Consider the following 19,955-nt stretch of genomic DNA (forward strand, 5'->3'; position numbering starts at 1 on the left):
TATAGGGGGTTGGCATGTGGAATTCGGTACGGGGACGGCTGCGCGGACTGGCGCGCAGGACGCGGAAGAGCTCGGTGCGCAGGAACTTGATGCGCAGGGACTCGGGGATGACCACGTCCGAGTACGCGATGGGGACGATCGCCGCGTGTGCCTTCGCCGCGGTTCTGTACAAGGTCGTCACCAGCGGTGCCGTTTCGGGGGCGCTCCAGTCGGTGATCGGGAAGGCGCTCAATGCGCAGTTCTGACGCCCCGGAGAAGGCGCGGGCGGCGGAGCGCGAGGCTGCGACGGACCGGGGGTCCGTGACGGCGGAGGCGGCCGTCGCGGTGCCGGCCCTGGTGGTCTTCGCCATGGCCCTGGTCTGGGCGCTGATGGCGGCCTCGGCCCAGATCCAGTGCGTGGACGCGGCCAGGGCAGGGGCGCGGGCCGCGGCCAGATCCGAGCCACGGGCTGCCGCCCTGGCCGCCGCACGATCAGCGGCCCCTGGCAGTGCCCGGGTGACGCTGGGGCGGTCGGGGGACCTGTGGCGGGTGCGCGTCGAGGCGGACACCCCGGGACCGGGCGCGCTGGCGCTGGCGCTCAGCGCGGAGGCGGCTGCCCTCGCCGAGGACACCGTGGGCCAGACGGACGCGGCCGCCCACAGCACCGAAGCGGTGGACCCATGAATCGGCATCGTGGGCGGGACCGAGGGTCGGCGACCGTGTGGGTGGCCACGGCGGTGACCGTGCTCTGTGCCGTGTTCGCCGTCGTCCTGGCCATGGGGCAGGCGGTGGTCGCCCGCCACCGGGCGGGCGCCGCCGCCGACCTGGCGGTGCTGGCCGCTGCCGACAACGCGCTGCGCGGGCCGGCCACTGCATGCGCGAAGGCGGCCAAGGTGGCCCGGGCCCAGGACGCGGCGGTGGTGCGGTGCGCGGTGCGCGGCGAGATCGCCGAGGTCACGGCGCAGGCCCGCTTCGGCCCGTACGCCCCGACGGTCAGGTCGCGGGCGGGGCCTCCGGGGCTCCCTGTGCGCCACGGTCAGGTCGCGGGAGAGGCCCCTGGTCACCCAGTGCCCCCTGGTCCCCCTCGGCCCCCTGTGCCTCCACAGGCTGGCTCCCCGGGCCGTCCTGGCCCCCCGCTGGATGGGCTCCCCGGGGCTCCCTGAACCTCGCTCGGGTCGCTCGCGTCCCCCGGATTCCCTGGATTCCTCGGAGTCTCACCCGGGCCCCCCGGCGCTCCCCGCAGCAGTTCCGTGAGGAGACGGACGGCGCCGCGCTTGTGCAGCGGGTCGTTGCCGTTGCCGCATTTGGGCGACTGGATGCAGGAGGGGCAGCCCGCCTCGCACTCGCAGGAGGCGATCGCCTCACGGGTGGCGGTGAGCCACTCGCGAGCGGTGTGGAAGGCCCTTTCGGCGAAGCCCGCGCCACCCGGATGGCCGTCGTACACGAAGACCGTCGGCAGCAGCGTGTCCGGGTGGAGGGGCACGGAGACCCCGCCGATGTCCCAGCGGTCGCAGGTGGCGAAGAGCGGGAGCATCCCGATGGACGCGTGCTCGGCGGCGTGCAGTGCGCCGCCCAGCTGCTGAGGGCCCACCCGGGCGGCGTCCAGCTGGTCCTCGGTGACCGTCCACCACACGGCCCGGGTGCGCAGGGTGCGCGGTGGCAGATCGAGTTTGGTCTCGCCGAGCACCTCACCGGTGATGAGTTTGCGGCGCAGGAAGGAGACGACCTGGTTGGTGACCTCGACGGAGCCGTAGCAGAGGCGTCCGTCGCCCCACGGGATCTCGGTGTCGGTCTCGAGTACGGAGATGGAGGTGGTGTCGCGGGCGGTGGTCGAATACGGAGGGTTGGCCTCCTCGACGAGGGCGGCGGAGTCCTCCAGGTCCAGATGCTTCACCAGGTACGTACGGCCCTGGTGGAGGTGGACGGCACCGTCGTGGACCGCGGTGTGGGCGGCCGACTCGTCGACCGTGCCCAGCAGCCGGCCGGTGGCGGCCTCGACGACCTGGACGGGGCGGCCGCCCTCGCCCCGGATGTCGGTGAGGTCGGCGGCCCGCTCACGGCGGGTCCAGTGCCAGCCGGATGCCCGGCGCCGGAGCAGCTTGGCGGCCTCCAGCTGGGGCATCAGCTCGGCGGCCGCCGGGCCGAAGAGCTCCAGGTCGGCCTCCGTGAGTGGAAGCTCGGCAGCGGCAGCGCACAGATGGGGGGCGAGGACGTAGGGGTTGTCCGGGTCGAGGACCGTGGACTCCACGGGCTGCTGGAACAGCGCCTCGGGATGGTGGACGAGGAAGGTGTCCAGCGGGTCGTCACGGGCGACGAGGACGGCCAGGGCGCCCTGGCCCGACCTTCCCGCGCGGCCCGCCTGCTGCCACAAGGACGCCCGTGTCCCGGGGTAGCCGGCTATGACGACGGCGTCGAGGCCCGAGACGTCCACGCCGAGCTCCAGGGCGGTGGTGGCGGCCAGACCGAGAAGCTCGCCGGAGTGCAGCGCCCGCTCCAGGGCGCGGCGCTCCTCCGGGAGGTAACCGCCCCGGTAGGCGGCGACCCGCGTCGGCAGCGACCGGTCCACCTCCGCCAGGCGTTCCTTCGCGATCACGGAGATGAGCTCCGCGCCGCGCCGGGAGCGTACGAAGGCGACGCTGCGGACGCCCTGCACGGTCAGGTCGGTGAGGAGGTCGGCGGCCTCTGCGGTGGCCGTGCGGCGCACGGGCGCGCCCTTCTCGCCGTGCAGCTCCGTGAGGGGCGGCTCCCAGAGGGCGAAGACAAGCTCGCCGCGGGGCGAGGCGTCGTCGGCGACCTCGTGGACGGGCAGGCCGGTGAGCCGGCCGGCGGCCAGGGCGGGTTCCGCGGAGGTGGCGGAGGCGAGGAGGAAGACGGGGTTCGCACCGTAGCGGGCGCACAGGCGGCGAAGGCGGCGCAGCACCTGGGCGACATGGGAGCCGAAGACGCCCCGGTAGGTGTGGCACTCGTCGATGACGACATAGCGCAGGGCGCGCAGGAAGGAGGACCAGCGGGGGTGTGAGGGAAGTATTCCGCGGTGCAGCATGTCCGGATTGGTCAGGACGTACGTGGCGTACTGCCGGACCCACTCACGTTCCTCGACGGGCGTGTCGCCGTCGTAGACCGCGGGGCGGACGCGGTTGCCGAGCGGCGCGGCGAGCTCCTTCACGGCGCGGCACTGGTCGGCGGCGAGCGCCTTGGTCGGGGCGAGGTAGAGGGCGGTCGCGCCGCGTCCGTTCGGGGCCTCGGCGCCGTCGAGGAGGGTGGTGAGTACGGGCGCGAGATAGGCGAGGGACTTGCCCGACGCGGTTCCGGTGGCGATCACGACGGACTCGCCGTCCAGGGCGTGCTCGGCGGCGGCCGCCTGGTGGGCCCAGGGATGGTCGATCCCCGCCTGCTGAATGGCGTTGATCACTTCCGGGCGGATGCGGTCGGGCCAGACGGCATGGCGACCCGGTCTGGGGGGCAAGTGCTCCGTATGGGTGATGCGCGTAGCCCGGCTCGCACCTGCGGTGAGCCGGTCGAGGACCGTACCGGGGGAGGGGCGGTTGCCCCCGCTCTCGGGGGGTCGTCTGGGACGCTGTGTCTTGGCCATCGGCACCGAGTGTGTCACTGGCGTAGCGGACAATGGTCTCAAGGCGTCGTGCATGGCTGCTGGTAAGTGATTGAATGCCATCGCGGCTGGCGACCGTCCTCCGGCTCCGTCGGGGAGACCTGAAGGGCGGCCGCTCGATAGCAAGGTGCTGGAGGATCCGTGGACCTGTCCCTGTCGACTCGCAATGTGTCCGGCCCTGGTGGCGACCGTACGGTCGTCGAGGTCGGTGGCGAGATTGATGTGTATACCGCGCCCAAGCTGCGCGAGCAGTTGGTCGAGTTGGTGAACGACGGCAACTACCACCTGGTTGTCGACATGGAGGGCGTGGACTTCCTCGACTCCACCGGCCTTGGCGTCCTCGTGGGCGGCCTGAAGCGCGTGCGCGCGCACGAGGGCTCGCTGCGCCTGGTCTGCAACCAGGAGCGCATTCTCAAGATCTTCCGGATCACAGGTCTGACCAAGGTGTTCCCCATCCACACCACGGTCGAGGAGGCTGTCGCGGCCACCGACTGACGGTTGCCGGAGACTGCCGGAAGATGAGAGGGGCACCGGGCATCCAGCCCGGGCCCCTGAGATGCACGCCCGTACGTCTGAGGGGGATGGCATGGCCACCGTTGAACTCCGCTTCAGCGCTCAGCCTGAGCATGTCAGGACCGCCCGTCTGGTGGCCGCTGCCGTGGCTCGCCGGGCCGGGGTCGACGAGGCGGTGCTCGACGAGGTCCGCCTCGCGGTCGGGGAGGCGTGCAGCCGTGCGGTCGGGCTGCACCGCAGCCATGGCATCACGGCCCCGGTCAGGGTCGCGCTCACCGAGGAGGAGAAGGCCTTCTCCATCGAGGTCGCGGACGAGGTCCCCGCGGCGGGCGCCGAAGGGTCCTCCGCGGCCTCCGGCGGGCGTGGCACGGACCAGGAGGTGGAGTCCGAGGGCGAGGACGAGATGGGCCTCGCGGTCATCAGCGGTCTCGTCGACGACGTGGAGGTCAGCTCCACCGAGGAGGGTGGCGTGATCCGGATGAGTTGGCCGACGACGCCCGTCGCTGTTGAGCCCTGATTCCTGGTGATCGACAACGGACACGCGAAACCGGCCCGTTGATCGTCTCCAGTCAGTCCCACTTGGAAGAGGCCCCGCTGAGCAGGGCCTCTTTCCTTTTCTCTAGATCATTTATCGAACGTCAATGCTTTTGCCCCATTACCTCTTTCGGGGCGAGTTTCGGAACCCGATCATTTGCTGAGTAGCAAGTGAAGGTCAATTCCGTTTGTCGCCCACTGTTTTGATCAGGTTCCGCTACCTACAATCCGTCCACATCTTGAGCTCTGAGCGTCAAGGAGGACGAATGGCGGGGCTCTTCAACCCAGAACTGATCGACAACCCCACTTCTCTCGCAGCCGCAGTACTCACGGACGACAATCGGCTGATCGTGATCGTCATCGCCGTCGTCGCGGTGGCGGCGCTGATCGTCGCCCAGTTGCTGGTGCGCCAAGTGCTCGCGGCGGGCGAGGGCACCGATTCCATGAAGAAGATCGCGGCAGCGGTGCAGGAGGGGGCGAATGCCTATCTGGCACGGCAGTTGCGCACCCTCGGCGTTTTCGCTGTCGTGGTGTTCTTCCTGCTGATGCTCCTTCCCGCGGACGACTGGTCGCAGCGCGGCGGACGGTCGGTGTTCTTCCTGGTGGGTGCGCTTTTCTCAGCCGCCACCGGATACATCGGCATGCGTCTTGCCGTACGAGCAAATGTGCGCGTGGCAGCGGCCGCGCGTGAAGCAACCCCGGCGGAGGGCGAGCCGGCAAAGGATCTGACGGCCGTCTCGCACAAGGCCATGAAGATCGCTTTCCGGACGGGAGGCGTGGTCGGCATGTTCACGGTGGGCCTCGGCCTGCTCGGTGCCTCCTGCGTTGTTCTCGTCTACGCGGCCGACGCCCCCAAGGTGCTCGAGGGCTTCGGCCTCGGCGCCGCGCTGATCGCCATGTTCATGCGTGTCGGCGGCGGCATCTTCACCAAGGCCGCCGACGTCGGCGCCGACCTCGTCGGCAAGGTCGAGCAGGGCATCCCCGAGGACGACCCACGCAACGCCGCGACCATCGCCGACAACGTCGGCGACAACGTCGGTGACTGCGCCGGCATGGCGGCCGACCTCTTCGAGTCGTACGCCGTGACGCTCGTCGCGGCGCTCATTCTCGGCAAGGCGGCATTCGGCGACGCCGGGCTCGCCTTCCCGCTGATCGTCCCGGCGATCGGCGTGGTCACCGCGATGATCGGTATCTTCGCGGTCGCCCCGCGGCGCGCCGACCGCAGCGGAATGACGGCCATCAACCGCGGATTCTTCATCTCCGCGCTGATCTCGCTCGCCCTGGTCGCCGCGGCGGTCTTCATCTATCTGCCGTCCTCGTACGCCAAGTTGGACGGCGTCACCGAGGCCGCGATCCGTCTCCACGGCGGAGACCCGCGGATCCTGGCCCTCGTCGCCGTTGCCATCGGCATCGTGCTCGCGGCCCTGATCCAGCAGTTGACCGGGTACTTCACCGAGACCAACCGGCGTCCCGTACGCGACATCGGCAAGTCGTCGCTGACCGGGCCCGCGACGGTCGTGCTGGCGGGCATCTCCATCGGTCTCGAATCCGCCGTCTACACCGCGCTGTTGATCGGTCTGGCTGTGTACGGGGCGTTCCTGCTCGGCGGTACGTCGATCATGCTCGCTCTCTTCGCGGTCGCGCTGGCCGGCACCGGCCTGCTCACCACGGTCGGCGTCATCGTCGCCATGGACACCTTCGGACCCGTTTCCGACAACGCCCAGGGAATCGCCGAAATGTCGGGCGACGTCACGGGTGCGGGCGCGCAGGTGCTCACCGACCTCGACGCCGTCGGCAACACCACCAAGGCGATCACCAAGGGAATCGCCATCGCCACGGCCGTACTGGCGGCGTCGGCGCTCTTCGGTTCGTACCGCGATGCCATCGCGGGCGCGGCCCGGGACGTCGGCGAGAAGGTCGGCGACGGCGCTCCGATGAACCTGGTGATGGACATCTCGCAGCCCAACAACCTCGTTGGGCTGATCCTCGGCGCCGCGGTCGTCTTCCTGTTCTCCGGGCTGGCGATCAGCGCGGTCTCCCGCTCGGCGGGCGCGGTGGTCTACGAGGTGCGGCGGCAGTTCCGCGAACACCCGGGGATCATGGACTACACCGAGAAGCCGGAGTACGGGCGCGTCGTCGACATCTGCACCAAGGACGCGCTGCGCGAGCTGGCCACACCGGGTCTGCTCGCCGTGCTGACCCCGATCGCGGTCGGTTTCTCGCTCGGCGTGGGAGCCCTCGGCTCCTTCCTCGCGGGCGCGATCGGCACCGGAACGCTGATGGCCGTCTTCCTCGCCAACTCCGGTGGCGCGTGGGACAACGCCAAGAAGCTGGTCGAGGACGGCCACCACGGCGGCAAGGGCAGTGAGGCCCACGCCGCGACCGTCATCGGCGACACCGTCGGCGACCCGTTCAAGGACACCGCGGGCCCGGCCATCAACCCGCTGCTGAAGGTGATGAACCTGGTGGCGCTGCTGATCGCGCCCGCGGTCATCCAGTTCAGTTACGGGGACGACTCGAGTGCCGGAGTGCGGGGGCTGGTGGCGGTGCTCGCCATCCTCGTCATCGTCGGCGCCGTGTACATCTCCAAGCGGCGCGGCATCGCCATGGGTGACGAAGACAATCATGCGGAGCGGAGCGCGAAGTCCCCTGATCCAGCGGTGGTTTCGTAACACCTGCTCAAGAGGCGGGCGGGCGGCGCGTATTGACGTGTCGGCCGCCCGTCGGCATGTGGTCGTGAGCCTTGTCTCCCTTGGTGCAAATGGCTTTAATAGGTTATGAATGGGACACACGGCACGCGGATGTCGCCCACTTGGCGTGTATGTTCCGGGGCCGAGAGCCTTGGAAGGGACCAATCCGGTGAACAACAAGCTTGCGGCCGCACTGTCCGGCGGTGCGGTACTGGTACTGGCGCTGTCCGGCTGCAGCAGCGACGACGGTGACAGCAAGGTGAATGCCTGGGCCAAGAAGGTCTGCGACCAGGCACAGCCGCAGATCCAGAAGAGGGCCAACGCCCAGCAGACGATCATCTCGACTGCCGCGGACGGTAAGCCGGCCGACATCCAGGCCGCCGACTCGAAGGCCTTCCAGGACATCGCCGACGCGGACAAGGCGCTCGCCGCCGCCGTGAGCAGCGCCGGTACCCCGCCCGTCGACAATGGCGAAAAGCTCCAGCAGGACGCGGTCAAGGAACTCAACGCCACCGCCACGGCCTACCTCAATCTGAAGAAGCAGGTCGACGGGCTCAACGCCAAGGACCAGCAGAAGTTCGCGGACGGACTGCAGGGCGTTGCCGACGGTCTGAAGAAGATCGAGACGATGGACCAGGACGCGCTGAAGAAGCTGCAGTCCGGCGCTCTGGGCCAGGCGATGGCGAAGCAGCCCGGCTGCCAGACGGCGAAGGCCTCCAGCCCTGCCGCCGGCTCATCCGCATCGGCCACCCCGTCAACCCCGGTGAAGCCGACTGGATCGGCGTCGGAGAAGCCGTCCGGGAAGCCCTCGGCGAAGACTTCCGCGTCCCCGTCCAGCGGGCAGTAGCGGGCAGTAGCCGGCCATCGTGGCAAGCCAGGCCGAGTGGCGGGCATCGGCGGCGCGGAGTTTGCCGTCGGCGGTGCGGCGTTTGTCAGTGGCGGTCGCCACAATGGGCAGGTGAGTACGACCAGCCCTGCCCCAGGCCTTCCTTCGCCCGACCACTCGCCCCGGCTGCGTGAAGCCCTCATCGCCGCCGCCTTCACCGCCGACGGGCTGCTCGAGCTGCTCGGTGCGCCCGCGTATGCCGCCCTCGCCCGCAGCGAGACGGTGCCCGCCCTGCGGGCCACCCGCGCGGACGGCGTGCTCGACACGCTCGTACGGCTGTTTCTGCTCCAGCGACCCGTTGCGTACGAGCGGGCACGGGCCGCGCTGCCGCTCGAGGAGTGCCTGGCCGACGGCTGGGTGGTGCGGGACGGCGACGAGGTACGGGCCACGGTGGATGTGCGGCCGTACGGCGGTCCCGAGGGGCAGGACTGGTTCATCGTCTCCGACCTCGGCTGTGCGGTCGGCGGCGCGGGCGGTGCGAGCGGCCAGCGCGAAGAAGTCGTCCTCGGCGTCGGCGGCGCCTCCACCACGCTGGCCGGCATCACCGTGCGTACGCCCGTGGCCTCCGCCCTGGATCTGGGCACCGGCTCCGGCCTCCAGGCGCTGCACGCCTCGCAGCACGCCATCCGGGTCACGGCCACCGATCTGAACCCGCGCGCCCTGCACTTCACCCGGCTCACGCTCGCGCTCTCCGGGGCGCCCGAGGCAGATCTGCGCGAAGGCTCGCTCTTCGAGCCGGTCGGCAAGGACACGTACGACCTGATCGTGTCGAATCCGCCGTTCGTGATCTCTCCCGGTGCCCGGCTGACCTACCGGGACGGCGGGATGGGCGGCGACGATCTGTGCCGCTCGCTCGTCCAGCAGGCGGGGGACAGGCTGAACGACGGGGGATATGCCCAGTTCCTGGCCAACTGGCAGCACGTGGAGGGGGAGGAGTGGCAGGAGCGGCTGCGCTCCTGGGTGCCGCGCGGCTGTGACGCCTGGATCGTGCAGCGCGAGGTGCAGGACGTGGCGCAGTACGCCGAGCTGTGGCTGCGCGACAGCGGTGACCACCGCGGCGACCTGGCCCGGTACGCCGAGCGGTACGACGCATGGCTGGATGAGTTCGAGGCCCGTAAGACCAAGGCGGTCGGCTTCGGCTGGATCACGCTCAGAAAGTCCGGTTCCGAGCGCCCGTCGATCGTCGTCGAGGAGTGGCCGCACCCCGTCGAGCAGCCGCTCGGCGAGAGCGTACGGGCCCACTTCGCGCGGCAGGACTATCTGCGTGCGCACGACGACGCGGCGCTGCTCGCCGGGCACTTCACGCTCGCGGCGGAGGTCGTGCAGGAGCAGGTCGGACTGCCCGGCGCGGAGGACCCGGAGCATGTGGTGCTGCGTCAGAACCGCGGCATGCGCCGGGCCACCAAGGTGGACACGGTCGGCGCGGGCTTCGCCGGGGTGTGCGACGGGTCGCTGAGCGCCGGGCGGATTCTGGACGCGATCGCCCAGTTGCTCGACGAGGACCCGGTGGTGCTGCGCGACCGTACGCCGCAGGCGCTGCGGCTGCTGGTCGGGGAGGGCTTCCTGGAACCTGCGGCTCCGGTCCGCTAGGACGATGCGAGGCTGGTGCCGCGTACCGGAATCGTCCAGGACCGCCCCCACGGTGGCGGCGTGCGGCGGAGGCATGGTTCGAGCCCCGCGCCATGAGGTGAAACCGGCCAACATCCACAACGAGCCCCGGAAAGTCACCGTAAGAAGGGGAGCGGCGGCCTCCGGTCGGGTCCGGTTCACCCGGTACCGCCCCCCGGCGGGTGAACCCATCCGGCGTTCACCTGGAATTCGCACCCATGACGCCCGGGGGTGTCAGCCTCGGCCTCCGGGCACCTCGGCATCAGAGAAGGACCGGGTAGGGGCATGGAGAGCGGGCCAGCGATCTTCGCCGGGACGGCGTTCACGCTGTTCGGGGCCGGGCTGCTGCTGTGGACGGCAATACGCCTTCGGCACCGCGCACCGGTCGCGCACGGAGTGAGTCCCGCCACGGCCGTCGCCCTCGCGACACTCTTCGGCGCCGTCTCCTTCGCCCTCGGCTTCTGGACTTTCGGCCGCGTCTGATCTGGGGGCATCTGGGCTCCGAGGCGTCTTCGTGCCGGTCCGGGCGGCAGGAATGGCCGGAGTCGGGTTACCGTTCGAGTGGCCGTTGCGGGCTTTTGCCGTTTGACACGGGGGCGGGTTGTACCGTCACACTCCGCAGCGACAGCAGCGTCACAGCAGTGCCGCACCCAGTGCCGCACCGCCGTGGGCGCGCACCGAGCGTCGACCGGAGAGAAGAGCGAAGTTGTCCCCGACCAGCGAGACCGCACAGGGCGGCCGCCGACTCGTGATCGTCGAGTCGCCTGCCAAGGCGAAGACGATCAAGGGCTACCTCGGCCCCGGCTATGTCGTCGAGGCGAGCGTCGGGCACATCCGCGACCTCCCGAACGGCGCCGCCGAGGTGCCCGAGAAGTACACCGGCGAGGTGCGCCGCCTCGGCGTCGACGTCGAGAACGACTTCCAGCCGATCTATGTCGTCAACGCCGACAAGAAGGCCCAGGTCAGGAAGCTCAAGGAGCAGCTCGCCGAGTCCGACGAGCTCTTCCTCGCCACCGATGAGGACCGCGAGGGCGAGGCCATCGCGTGGCACCTCCTCGAGGTGCTGAAGCCCAAGGTCCCCGTCCACCGGATGGTCTTCCACGAGATCACCAAGGACGCGATCCGCGACGCCGTCGCGAACCCGCGCGAGCTCAACAAGCGCATGGTCGACGCCCAGGAAACCCGCCGTATCCTCGACCGGCTCTACGGCTACGAGGTCTCGCCGGTCCTGTGGAAGAAGGTCATGCCGCGGCTGTCCGCCGGCCGTGTGCAGTCCGTCGCGACCCGGCTCGTCGTCGAGCGTGAGCGCGAGCGCATCGCCTTCCGCTCCGCCGAGTACTGGGACCTGACCGGCACGTTCTCCACCGGCCGCGCCGGTGACGCGTCCGACCCCTCCGTCTTCACCGCCCGCCTTAACACGGTCGACGGACAGCGCGTGGCCCAGGGCCGCGACTTCGGCTCGGACGGCCGGCTCAAGTCCGGCCAGGTCCTGCACCTGGACGAGGCGAACGCCCGGGCGCTGGCCGCCGCGCTCGAAAACGCCTCGTTCGCGGTCCGCTCGGTCGAGTCGAAGCCGTACCGTCGGTCTCCGTACGCACCTTTCCGTACGACCACGCTGCAGCAGGAGGCCTCCCGCAAGCTGGGCTTCGGGGCGAAGGCCACCATGCAGGTGGCGCAGAAGCTGTACGAGAACGGCTTCATCACCTACATGCGTACGGACTCCACGACGCTCTCCGACACGGCGGTCTCGGCCGCCCGGGCGCAGGTCACGCAGCTGTACGGCGCCAATTACCTGCCGGACAAGCCGCGCACGTATGCCGGGAAGGTCAAGAACGCGCAGGAGGCGCACGAGGCGATCCGCCCTTCGGGCGACCGTTTCCGCACGCCCGCCGAGACGGGTCTGACCGGCGACCAGTTCAAGCTCTACGAGCTGATCTGGAAGCGGACCGTCGCGTCCCAGATGAAGGACGCGGTCGGAAACTCGGTGACCGTGAAGATCGGCGGCCGGGCGAGCGACGGCCGCGACGCCGAGTTCTCCGCGTCCGGCAAGACGATCACCTTCCACGGCTTCATGAAGGCGTACGTCGAGGGTGCCGACGACCCGAACGCCGAACTCGACGACCGTGAGCGCCGTCTTCCGCAGGTCGCCGAGGGCGACGCCCTGTCCGCCGAGGAGATCTCGGTCGACGGCCACGCGACCAAGCCGCCGGCCCGCTACACCGAGGCCTCGCTGGTCAAGGAGCTGGAAGAGCGCGAGATCGGCCGCCCGTCGACCTATGCGTCGATCATCGGCACCATCCTCGACCGCGGCTATGTCTTCAAGAAGGGGACGGCGCTCGTGCCCTCCTTCCTGAGCTTCGCCGTGGTCAACCTGCTGGAGAAGCACTTCGGCCGGCTCGTCGACTACGACTTCACCGCGAGGATGGAGGACGACCTCGACCGCATCGCGCGGGGCGAGGCGCAGGCCGTGCCGTGGCTGAGGCGCTTCTACTTCGGCGAGGGCGACGACGCGGGCGCCGCGTCCGCCGCGGGCAACGGCGACGGGGACCACCTCGGTGGCCTCAAGGAGCTGGTGACGGACCTCGGGGCGATCGACGCCCGGGAGATCTCCAGCTTCCCGGTCGGCGAGGGGATCGTGCTGCGCGTCGGCCGGTACGGCCCGTACATCGAGCGCGGCGAGAAGGACGCGGAGGGCCACCAGCGCGCGGACGTCCCGGAGGACCTCGCTCCGGACGAGCTCACCGTGGAGTACGCGGAGGAGCTGCTGGCCAAGCCGAGCGGCGACTTCGAGCTGGGTGCGGACCCGGTGACCGGGCACCAGATCATCGCGCGGGACGGCCGGTACGGCCCGTACGTGACCGAGGTGCTGCCCGAGGGCACCCCGAAGACCGGCAAGAACGCGGTCAAGCCGCGGACGGCCTCGCTCTTCAAGTCGATGTCGCTGGACACGGTCACGCTCGAAGACGCGCTGAAGCTGATGTCCCTGCCGCGCGTGGTGGGCAAGGACGCCGACGGTGTCGAGATCACCGCGCAGAACGGCCGGTACGGCCCGTATCTGAAGAAGGGCACGGACTCGCGGTCGCTGGAGACCGAGGACCAGCTCTTCAGCATCACGTTGGACGAGGCCCTCGCGATCTATGCGCAGCCGAAGCAGCGCGGTCGGGCCGCCGCCAAGCCGCCGCTGAAGGAGCTGGGTACCGACCCGGTCAGCGAGCGTCCCGTGGTGGTCAAGGACGGGCGTTTCGGTCCGTACGTCACCGACGGCGAGACGAATGCGACGCTGCGCACGGGCGACAGCGTCGAGGACATCACGCCGGAGCGCGGCTACGAGCTGCTCGCCGAGAAGCGTGCCAAGGGGCCGGTCAAGAAGAAGACGGCGAAGAAGGCCCCGGCCAAGAAGGCGCCTGCGAAGAAGACCGCGGCCAAGAAGACGGCGGCCAAGAAGACCGCCGCCAAGAAGACGACGGCGGCCGCGGCGAAGAAGACGACCGCGTCGGCGAAGGCCTCGACGGCTCCGGCGGACGAGTCGGACGAGTAGAACCAGACGAGTAGGACCAGCAGTGGGCCGAGCAGTCGGACACGTCGGACACGGCTGCGGCGGACGAGTCGTCGGATTCCGTACGGGCGCTGTGTGCGAGGGAGCTTTCGCATCCTCCGCGCAAAGCGCCCGTATGTTCGGGCAGGCCTCCGGGGAGTGCGGCGCTCCGGATAGGCTGGGCGGATGACGCGAGCCGAGCAGCCAGCCGAGCAGCAGGCGGTCGTGAGCACCGTCTCAGAGACTGCCTCAGACTCCGACGCATCCGAGGCACTTGCCGCGGACTCACGCGAGCGCGCGGTACGCGCCCTGCTGCGCTTCCCGCCACTGCGGCGCCTCTGGAACGCCCAGGTGGTGGGCGGTATCGGGGACTCCATCGCGATTTTCGTACTCCTGCTGCTGACGCTTCAGGCGGCGGTCCTGCAGGGCACGTTCGGCGGCGGCTACCGCGGCGCCGCCCTCGCCGTTGCCGCGGTGCTCGGCGCGCGCGTGCTGTCGACACTGCTCTTCGGTGCCGTACTGCTCGGCCCACTGACCACCCTCACCTCGCCCAAGGGGCTGCTCGACCGGCGCTGGACCATGATCGGCGCGGACGGGCTGCGTCTTGCGCTCCTCGTCGTCGCCCCGCTGTGGATCGACTGGACCCCTAACAACGCGCCCGCGATCCTGCTGAGCACCGTCTTCGTCACGGGCGTCGCCGAGCGTTTCTGGACGGTCGCCAGGGACGGCGCGGCACCCGCGCTGCTGCCCGCCCCGCCGCTGGAGGGCGCCGCGGTGCGTCCGCTGCCGGACCACCTCGACGCGCTGCGCCGGCTCTGGCTGCGTACGGGCTTCGCCGTCATCCCCGCGGGAGCCGCGGCGCTGCTGATCGCCACGCTCATCGGCAATCTCCTCGGCTCCGGCATCGAGTGGTTCTCGCTGCACCAGGCGGCGCTCGGTTCCTATGTCGCCGCCGGACTCTTCGCCGCGTCCGTCTCGACGCTGTACTTCGTGGAGCTGCCCGGCTCGCAGACCCCGCGGCCGCGTTCGCCGCTCGAAGGGCTGCGCCGTCCGTCCACCGGCAACGGCCTGGACAAGGGGCGTACGGGCGCCATACCGCTGTTCGTCCTCGGCTGTGCCGCGGTCGCGGGCGCGATGGCCTCGGCGGTTGCCGTCTCCGTGCTGCACGCCTTCGACCTCGGTGGCGGCCCCGCCGCCTTCGCGCTGCTTGTGCTCGCGCTGACCGGCGGCACCGGCCTCGGCATCCGTGGCGCCGCGTCCGTACTGCCCACGCTCTCCCGCCGACGGCTGCTGGCTCTTGCGCTCGCGGTCACCGGAATCGCGCTGCTCGCCATGGGCCTGGTGCCGGACACGGCGAGCGTGCTGTTCATCGCGCTGCTCGCGGGACTCGCGGCCGGCGTCGCCGCGAGTACCGGGCACGCGCTCATCGACCAGGAGTCCGAGGACTTCCGACGGCCCAGGATCACCGAACACCTCCAGGCGGTCGTCCGGGTCTCCATCGCCCTCGGTGCGCTCGCGGCGCCGCTGCTCGCCTCGGTGATCGGGCCGCACCGCCTCGCGAGCGGCGACTTCGTCTTCGCGCACGGCGGCGCGGCCTTCACACTGATGCTGGTCGGGGCGCTGCTGCTGCCCGTCGCCGCGATCGTTCTGGCGAAGACGGACGACCGTTCGGGCGTGCCGCTGCGCCGCGATCTGGGCGACGCGCTGCGCGGCGGAGCTGACCCGGCACAGGCGCCGGCCGCGACCGGATTCTTCATCGCCATAGAGGGCGGCGACGGGGCCGGTAAGTCCACGCAGGTCGAGGCGCTGGCGGAGTGGATCCGGGCGAAGGGCCACGAGGTCGTCGTCACGCGCGAGCCGGGTGCGACGCCGATCGGGAAGCGGCTGCGGTCGATCCTGCTGGATGTGTCGTCGGCTGGGCTCTCCAACCGCGCGGAGGCGCTGCTGTACGCCGCCGACCGCGCCGAGCACGTCGATTCGGTCGTACGGCCCGCGCTGGAGCGCGGCGCGATCGTCATCTCCGACCGCTACATCGACTCGTCGGTCGCCTACCAGGGCGCGGGCCGCGATCTGTCGCCCACCGAGATCGCCCGGATCAACCGCTGGGCGACGCACGGTCTCGTACCGCATCTGACGGTGCTGCTCGACGTCTCGCCGGAGGCGGCGCGCGAGCGGTTCACGGAGGCGCCGGACCGGCTGGAGTCGGAGCCGGCGGAATTCCACCAGCGGGTGCGTGCCGGGTTCCTGACGCTGGCCGCGGCCGATCCCGGCCGCTATCTGGTGGTGGACGCGGTCCAGGACCCCGAGTCGGTCACCACCGTCGTACGTCACCGGCTCGACCAGTTGCTGCCGCTCTCCGCCGCCGAGGTGAAGGCGCAGGAGGAGGCCCGCAAGGCGGCCGAGGAGGAGGCCAGGCGCAGGGCCGAGGAAGAGGCCGCGCGCAAGGCGGAGGAAGAGCGGGTCGAGCGCGAGCGGCAGGAACAGCTCGCGAAGCTCCGCGCCGAGGAGGAGGAGCGCAAGCGCCGCGAGCTGGAGGAGGCGCGGCAGCGCGAGGCCGAACGGCAGGCGGAGGAGGCCAGGCGGCGGGCGGAGGAGGCCCGGCTGCGGGCCGAGGAGGAGCGGGCACGGCGGCTCGCGGAGGAGAAGACGCGCCGGGAGGAAGAGGAACGGCGGCGCAAGCAGGCGGAGGAGGAGGCCCGGCTGCGGGCCGAGGCGGAGGAACGGCGTCTCGAGAAGCAGCGCAAGGCGGAAGAGGCGCTGATGAGGGCGGAGGAGGCGCGGCGGCAGGCCGAGGCTTCCGCGGCTGCCTCTGCCTCTGCTTCTGTGGCCTCGGCCACGGAGGTGACGGTGCCGACTCCGGTGGTCAAGCCGGACGAGGTGACGCAGGAGGTCCGGAAGCCGGCACCTGCGGCGGCGGACGAGACGGCAGTACTGCCGAAGGTCCCGGACGGTGCGGACGAGACGACGGTGCTTCCGCCGGTGCGGGACGCGGACGAGACGACCGTACTGCCGCCGGTACGGGACGCGGACGAGACAGCCGTGCTGCCGCCGGTACGGGAGGACGGGGATCCGACCGACCGGGTCCCGCCGGGCATCTTCCGCGACGCGAGTGCGCGTCCGGCCGCGGGCGGGGCCCCGGACGACCGCACTCGCGAACTCCCGCAGGTCGACCCGCAGTCGGGCCGCTCACGCCGCCGCTCGGACTGGGCGGAGGAGACCCCGCTGGACGACCTGCCCACCCTGGCGGACGAGTTGCTGGGCCCGCACGAGGACGACGACGAGGGCAACAGGGGCAGGCGCTGACCCCCGGGTGATGACTGCCTGGGGGCAAGCGGCCCGCCCGCACGACCTTCACTGTCAGACCCGTCCCCCACAATGGGAGATCCCTGCAAGGGGAGACTTCGGCACGGGACACCCAGCACGAAAGGCGGTGACGGCGCATGACCGTCTGGGACGACCTCGTCGGCCAGGACCGCGTCCAGGCGCAGCTCTCCGCCGCCGCCCGGGACGCCGATGCCCGCGTCACCGCCGAGGCCCGCGGTGAGCAGTCGGCCGACGCTTCGAAGATGACGCACGCCTGGCTGTTCACCGGGCCCCCCGGCTCCGGGCGGTCCACCGCCGCGCGGGCGTTCGGGGCCGCGTTGCAGTGCACCAGCCCCGACCGGGCACTCGGCGGCGAGCCGGGCTGCGGATTCTGCGACGGCTGCCACACCACCCTCGTCGGTACGCACGCCGACATCGAGGTCGTCCGCACCGACCTGCTCTCCATCGGCGTCAAGGAGACCCGCGAACTCGTCCGGCGCGCCCAGCTCTCCCCGGCCGTCGGCCGCTGGCAGGTGATCATCCTGGAGGACGCCGACCGCCTCACGGAGGGGGCGGGCAATGTCCTGCTGAAGGCCGTCGAGGAGCCCGCCCCCCGCACGGTATGGCTGCTCTGCGCACCTTCGCTGGAGGACGTGCTTCCCACCATCCGCTCCCGCTGCCGCCACCTGACCCTGCGTACGCCCCCGGTCGACGCCGTCGCCGACGTACTGATCCGGCGGGACGGCATCGAGCCCGACGTCGCGATGGCCGCGGCCCGCGCCACGCAGGGGCACATCGGCCGGGCCCGCCGGCTGGCGACCGACGAGCGGACCCGGGCCCGGCGCGCCACCGTGCTCAAGCTGCCGCTGCGTGTCGAGGACATCGGCGGCTGCCTCAAGGCCGCCCAGGAGCTGATCGACGCCGCGGCCGAGGACGCCAACCAGGTCGCCGAGGAGATCGACGTCAAGGAGACCGAGGACCTCAAGGCGGCTCTCGGCGCGTCCGCGGGCGGGCGGATGCCGCGCGGGACCGCCGGGGCGATGAAGGAGCTGGAGGACAGACAGAAGCGCCGCAAGACGCGTACGCAGCGGGACAGCCTGGATCTCGCGCTCACCGATCTGACCGGCTTCTACCGCGATGTGCTGGCTCTCCAGATGGGCTCGGAGATCGCGCTCGCCAATGGCGACGTACGGGACTCCCTGGACCGGATCGCCCGCGCCTCGACCCCCGAGGGCACTCTGCGCCGGATAGAGGCGGTCGTCGCCTGCCGCCAGGCGCTGGACAGCAATGTGGCGCCGCTGCTGGCGGTGGAGGCGATGACGGTGGCGCTTCGCGCGGGCTGACGACGTCGGAGCGCCCCGGGGGCAGGGCCGGCGGCCCGCGGAGGGGTTGACCGGCTCACCCGTACGAGCGCGCTACGGCACCGCCGCCCACCGGCCGACTAGGCTCCAAGAATGGACACCAGGCGACTGCTGCGTATTTCCGCCCTCGCGCTGACCACGGTCGGCCTGCTGATCTCAGGCTGCACAGGCGGGAGTTCGTCGCCCAGCGCCTCCGCGGACGCCTCCACCCCGGACGGCGGGTCCGCGCCCAACGCCGCGCTCAAGCCGTACTACACACAGCAGTTGAAGTGGCGTCCCTGCGGTGTCACAGGTTTCGACTGCGCCACGATGAAAGCACCGCTGGACTACGCCAAGCCCGGCGGGGAGTCCATCAAACTGGCCGTCGCCCGCAAGAAGGCCACTGGCCCCGGCAAGCGCCTCGGCTCGCTGCTCGTCAACCCGGGCGGCCCGGGCGGATCGGCCGTCGGCTATCTCCAGGTGTACGCGGGCATCGGCTACCCCGCTCCCGTACGCGCCCGCTACGACATGGTCGCCGTCGACCCGCGCGGCGTCGCCCGCAGCGAGCCCGTGGAGTGCCTCACGGGCAAGGAGATGGACACGTACACGCAGGTCGACCAGACCCCTGACGACGCCGCCGAGACGACCCGCCTCGCCGCGTCGCTGAAGGACTTCGCGGCGGGCTGCGAGGAGCGTTCGGGCAAGATCCTGCCGCATGTCTCCACCGTCGAGGCGGCCCGCGACATGGACATCCTGCGCGCCGTGCTGGGCGACGAGAAGCTGTCGTACGTGGGGGCTTCCTACGGCACCTTCCTGGGAGCGACGTACGCCGAGCTCTTCCCCGACCGCACGGGCCGCCTCGTTCTCGACGGTGCGATGGACCCGTCGCTTCCGGCCCGCGCGCTGAACCGCGACCAGACCGCGGGCTTCGAGATCGCCTTCCAGTCCTTCGCCGCCGACTGCGTCAAGAGGAAGGGCTGCCCGCTCGGCACCACCTCCGCCGCGGATGCCTCGGCCCGCCTCAAGGCCTTCTTCGCCGCGCTCGACGCCAGGCCCGTCGGGACCGGCGAGAGCCGCAGGCTCGGCGAGTCGCTGGCGACCACCGGAGTGATCGCCGCGATGTACGACGAGAGCGCCTGGCCCCAGCTCCGAGAGGCCCTCGCAAACGCCATGGCCGGCAACGGCGCGGCTCTCCTCGCGCTCGCCGACAGCTACTACGAGCGCGAGGCCGACGGCTCGTACGCGAACCTGATGTACGCCAACGCCGCCGTGAACTGCCTCGACCTGCCGCCCGCCTTCACCGCCCCCGAGGCCGTGCAGTCCGCGCTCCCCGAGTTCGAGAAGGCATCCCCGGTCTTCGGCAGGGGCTTCGCCTGGGCCGCGCTGAACTGCGCGTACTGGCCGACCCCCGCCACCGGCGCGCCACACCGCATCGAGGCGAAGGGCGCGGCCCCGATCGTGGTCGTCGGCACCACCCGGGACCCGGCCACCCCCTACAAGTGGGCGCAGGGGCTGGCCGGGCAGCTCTCCTCGGGATCCCTGCTCACGTACGAGGGCGACGGTCACACGGCGTACGGGCGCGGTAGCGACTGCATCGACACGGCGATCAACACCTATCTGCTGGACGGCACGGTTCCGCCGGAGGACAAGCGCTGCCGCTGACGGCGTCAGACGGCCACCCGGAGGTGGTTCGGGGCACCCAAAACAACCCTGTAGACTTGGCGCCGCTGCGGATGCGAACGTGTCTTCGCGAGGACGGGTATATCCGCAGCTTGCCGCCTTAGCTCAGTTGGCCAGAGCAACGCACTCGTAATGCGTAGGTCTCGGGTTCGAATCCCGAAGGCGGCTCCAGAGAGGCCCAGGTCGGACACTATCTGACCTGGGCCTTTTGCTTTCCTGTGATCTTCAGGAGATTGCGGCTGCGAAGTCTCAGGGTCTCCTGCGAGAGCAATGCGTG

At 70.8% G+C, this 19,955-nt stretch carries 14 protein-coding genes and 1 tRNA gene; 14 read left to right on the forward strand and 1 reads right to left on the reverse strand.

Going from position 1 to position 19,955, the window contains the following annotated elements; translation table 11 throughout:
• Positions 1–14 precede the first annotated feature (14 nt).
• From ACQEVG_RS21015 to ACQEVG_RS21025, 3 genes are read left to right on the forward strand one after another with little or no spacing between them, the layout of a single operon-like run.
• Positions 15–245: a DUF4244 domain-containing protein gene (locus tag ACQEVG_RS21015; RefSeq protein ID WP_432986217.1), complete on the forward strand. Its 231-nt coding sequence runs from the start codon at positions 15–17 to the stop codon at positions 243–245.
• Entirely contained in the window at positions 232–663 is a 432-nt protein-coding gene (locus ACQEVG_RS21020) for a TadE family type IV pilus minor pilin (protein WP_432986219.1), read from the forward strand. The genes ACQEVG_RS21015 and ACQEVG_RS21020 overlap by 14 nt, the downstream gene beginning before the upstream one ends.
• The gene (locus tag ACQEVG_RS21025; protein ID WP_432986221.1) at positions 660–1,142 is read left to right on the forward strand and encodes an Rv3654c family TadE-like protein; all 483 of its coding nucleotides are present in this window, start codon (positions 660–662) and stop codon (positions 1,140–1,142) included. Before ACQEVG_RS21020 ends, ACQEVG_RS21025 begins: the two co-directional genes overlap by 4 nt.
• On the opposite strand, the gene ACQEVG_RS21030 is transcribed toward ACQEVG_RS21025, so the two are convergent.
• The gene (locus ACQEVG_RS21030) at positions 1,040–3,652 is read right to left on the reverse strand and encodes a DEAD/DEAH box helicase (protein ID WP_432986223.1); all 2,613 of its coding nucleotides are present in this window, start codon (positions 3,650–3,652) and stop codon (positions 1,040–1,042) included. The genes ACQEVG_RS21025 and ACQEVG_RS21030 overlap by 103 nt on opposite strands.
• A 78-nt stretch (positions 3,653–3,730) precedes the next feature.
• Between ACQEVG_RS21030 and ACQEVG_RS21035 the strand changes: the two genes are divergently transcribed.
• From ACQEVG_RS21035 to ACQEVG_RS21085, 11 genes are all read left to right on the forward strand, one after another.
• Positions 3,731–4,084 carry an STAS domain-containing protein gene (locus tag ACQEVG_RS21035; RefSeq protein WP_215097290.1) on the forward strand — a complete coding sequence of 118 codons (354 nt, stop codon included), beginning with the start codon at positions 3,731–3,733 and terminating at the stop codon, positions 4,082–4,084.
• A 91-nt stretch (positions 4,085–4,175) separates the two neighbouring features.
• Positions 4,176–4,619, forward strand: coding sequence for an ATP-binding protein (locus tag ACQEVG_RS21040; protein WP_432986226.1), 444 nt, complete (start codon positions 4,176–4,178; stop codon positions 4,617–4,619).
• A gap of 283 nt (positions 4,620–4,902) precedes the next feature.
• The gene (locus tag ACQEVG_RS21045) at positions 4,903–7,308 is read left to right on the forward strand and encodes a sodium-translocating pyrophosphatase (protein ID WP_432986228.1); all 2,406 of its coding nucleotides are present in this window, start codon (positions 4,903–4,905) and stop codon (positions 7,306–7,308) included.
• 187 nt (positions 7,309–7,495) lie between these two features.
• Positions 7,496–8,173: a small secreted protein gene (locus ACQEVG_RS21050; protein WP_432986230.1), complete on the forward strand. Its 678-nt coding sequence runs from the start codon at positions 7,496–7,498 to the stop codon at positions 8,171–8,173.
• Positions 8,174–8,284: 111 nt separating this feature from the next.
• Entirely contained in the window at positions 8,285–9,802 is a 1,518-nt protein-coding gene (locus ACQEVG_RS21055; protein WP_432986232.1) for a DUF7059 domain-containing protein, read from the forward strand.
• Between the two features lie 303 nt (positions 9,803–10,105).
• Complete coding sequence (locus ACQEVG_RS21060; protein ID WP_432986234.1) at positions 10,106–10,303, forward strand: hypothetical protein; 198 nt, start codon at positions 10,106–10,108, stop codon at positions 10,301–10,303.
• 223 nt (positions 10,304–10,526) lie between these two features.
• Positions 10,527–13,358 (forward strand): type I DNA topoisomerase, encoded by a 2,832-nt coding sequence (topA, locus tag ACQEVG_RS21065; RefSeq protein ID WP_432986236.1) that lies wholly within the window; start codon positions 10,527–10,529, stop codon positions 13,356–13,358.
• 183 nt (positions 13,359–13,541) lie between these two features.
• Complete coding sequence (tmk, locus tag ACQEVG_RS21070; protein ID WP_432986238.1) at positions 13,542–16,658, forward strand: dTMP kinase; 3,117 nt, start codon at positions 13,542–13,544, stop codon at positions 16,656–16,658.
• Positions 16,659–16,795: 137 nt separating this feature from the next.
• A complete protein-coding gene (locus tag ACQEVG_RS21075) occupies positions 16,796–18,001 on the forward strand; it encodes a DNA polymerase III subunit delta' (protein WP_432986240.1) in 1,206 nt (401 codons plus the stop codon).
• A gap of 111 nt (positions 18,002–18,112) precedes the next feature.
• On the forward strand, positions 18,113–19,660 hold the full coding sequence (locus ACQEVG_RS21080) for an alpha/beta hydrolase (RefSeq protein WP_432986242.1): 1,548 nt from the start codon (positions 18,113–18,115) through the stop codon (positions 19,658–19,660).
• Positions 19,661–19,772: 112 nt separating this feature from the next.
• A tRNA-Thr gene (locus ACQEVG_RS21085) sits at positions 19,773–19,849 on the forward strand.
• Positions 19,850–19,955: the final 106 nt, after the last annotated feature.

This window comes from Streptomyces sp. CA-135486, assembly GCF_050936555.1.
Classification (GTDB): domain Bacteria; phylum Actinomycetota; class Actinomycetes; order Streptomycetales; family Streptomycetaceae; genus Streptomyces.